Consider the following 2,604-nt stretch of genomic DNA (forward strand, 5'->3'; position numbering starts at 1 on the left):
GAGCCAACCATCCAGTGATACCCCTGATATCGACGGGCTGATCCGCCATGTAACGGTGACGTGCCCTCAGCATCCGCTCTTCGGCGAGCGGTTCGAAGTTCTGAAGCTGGTGTCTGATCGCGGGCCGGCTTGGATGACTATCCGGGTGCCGCATGGCGGGCAGCGAAACATCCTTCGCTCCGTCACCGATCTGGCTACCGCTCCGCCTGACTCGAAATCCGCGCCGTTGGTCTCAGGCTCCATCCTAATGCGAGTCGTTGCGCTGGCAGAGGCGTTGCGCCGTTCATCACAGGACGAGGAATGCCAGAGTGAACATCAGCTCTCCCCGGAGACGGCCAAAGATCCAGATATGGTCGAGCCTGCCGCCAGCAATCCAGCGTCAGCTGGCGGCGACGATAGCGCAGGCTTTGTGCTCGCGCCCAACTGCCCGCTACGCCGGTGACACCGATGTTGAGAGATTATGCCGTAGATGAACGGATAAGCACCACGCAGCAGGCCAAGCTGGCCTATGTCTATGTCCGTCAGTCGAGCGTCGGCCAGATCCGCCATCACCAGGAAAGCACGGCGCTTCAGTATCGGCTTGTCGACCGCGCGCTTGGCCTTGGCTGGCCGCGCGAACGGGTCGAGATCATCGACGACGATCTGGGGAAATCCGGCGCGGAGGCTCAGCACCGATACGGCTTCCAACGCCTAATCGCTGAAGTTGGCTTGGGTCACGCCGGTCTCGTTCTGAGCTACGACGCGTCGCGCCTCGCACGCAACAACAGTGACTGGCATCAACTGCTTCAGCTCTGCTCGATGTTCAGCGTTCTCATCGCCGACAGCGAACGAATATATGATCCTGGACTTTACCATGATCGGCTTTTGTTGGGTCTCTCGGGGATCATGAGCGAGGCTGAGCTGCATCAGATCCGCATGCGCCTGCACACGGGGGAACGGCAGAAGGCGGCGCGCGGCGAACTGCGTATCCCGCTTCCGGCAGGGCTGATCTACGCGCCCGCCGGAGGGATCATGCTCAATCCCGACGCCCAGGTTCAGGAGCGCATCAGACTTGTGTTCGACAGCTTCATGCGCCTGGGAAGCGCAAAGGCAGCAGTGCGCTATCTGCGCCAGGCCGATCTTGCCCTGCCGGTCAGGCCGTTGAAGGGACCGGCGCCACACGAAATAGCCTGGCGCGATGCAACCGATGCGCGTGTGCGCAATATCCTGAAAAACCCTGTCTATGCGGGAGCCTATGTCTACGGACGCCGGTGTGCTGCGCCCGAAAAGCGAAGCGAGGGGGCCAATAACCCGACGCGCGCTGTTCCGCGCGAACAGTGGGAAGTCTGCATCCAGAATGCTCATCCAGCGTATATCAGTTGGGAGACGCATATGGCGATCAGCGACAAGCTCACGGACAATGTCGGCAACTTCAAAGCCGGGCATCGTGGCATGCCTCGGAAGGGAAAGGCGCTGCTGCAGGGTATAGCGATGTGTGGCAGTTGCGGACGGCGCATGGCACTCAACTACTCTGGCCCTGACAGCAACCATCCGGTATATCGGTGCCGTTCCGAACGAGCGACCTGCGTCGGTCAATATTGCCAAGAGGTGCGTGCGCCGCGGGTTGAGGCTGAGGTCGAACGGCAGTTCCTTGCAGCGCTCACCCCTGACCAACTCGCCATCGCGTTGGCCGCGCTCGACGCCATCGACGCGGACGTCCATGGACTCGAACGGCAATGGACACTCAAGCGCGAACGCGCCGAATATGAATGCGAGCGTGCCCGGCGCCAATATGACGCGGTCGAGCCGGAAAACCGCCTCGTTGCCCGTTCGCTCGAAAGCATCTGGGAAAGCAAGCTGCGTGAGGTCGAAAAGGTCGAGCAGGACTATCGGCGGTGGAAGACGGAGCAAACCGTTGCGTTGAATGCCGACGATCGCGCCCGTATCGCAGCGTTCGGCATCGACCTGCCTGATCTTTGGGAAAGAATCGAGAACAGCGAACGCAAGGCGATGCTCCGCCTCGTGATCGACAAGGTCATTCTAGATCAGCGGCGGGCGAAAGGCATGGTGTGGATCCGCATCATCTGGCAGACGGGCGCAGCGACCGAACACTGGGTCATGCGGCGCACTCAATCCTATGCTGAAGCTGCTCATGCCGACGTGCTAGAACAGCGGATCCGAGAGCTCAACGCCGCTGGCATGATGGACGCCGAGGTCGCTACCGCGCTCAACACAGAGGGTCTGCGGAACAGCCTGGACGGGCTGTTCGACCACAACACGGTGCACCTGTTGCGCCAGCGCTGGAATATCCCCACCGTAAAGATCAACGGCGTCGAGCATAATCCGCCCCGTTGGCCGGATGGCAGCTACTCGATCCAAGGTGCCGCGACCGCGCTCGGCGTCACTGAGCAGACGGTGTTCAAATGGCTGAAACGCGGTAAGCTTCAGGGCCGGCAACTAAAGAAGGGACAGCCGTGGCAGGTGGAACTGACCCTCCAGCAAATAAAGGCGCTCACAGCGCCAAATTACAGTATGACCCCTTCCAGGAAAGCAGCATCATGAAACGTTCGGCGATCCCAAGATGACAACCGCGCTCCTGGATCGCGTCACCCATCATTGCGACAT

The 2,604-nt window shown here is 60.8% G+C and carries 3 protein-coding genes; all 3 read left to right on the forward strand.

What is annotated here, in order from left to right:
- The coding region (locus IL54_RS24550) for a hypothetical protein (RefSeq protein WP_037473052.1) at positions 1-442 on the forward strand (442 nt) is incomplete at its 5' end.
- 5 nt (positions 443-447) lie between these two features.
- Complete coding sequence (locus tag IL54_RS02820) at positions 448-2,541, forward strand: recombinase family protein (RefSeq protein WP_037473055.1); 2,094 nt, start codon at positions 448-450, stop codon at positions 2,539-2,541.
- 19 nt (positions 2,542-2,560) lie between these two features.
- A partial coding sequence (locus IL54_RS25800; protein WP_443210220.1) for a hypothetical protein occupies positions 2,561-2,604 on the forward strand: 44 nt, incomplete at its 3' end.

This window comes from Sphingobium sp. ba1, from assembly GCF_000743655.1.
Classification (GTDB): domain Bacteria; phylum Pseudomonadota; class Alphaproteobacteria; order Sphingomonadales; family Sphingomonadaceae; genus Sphingobium.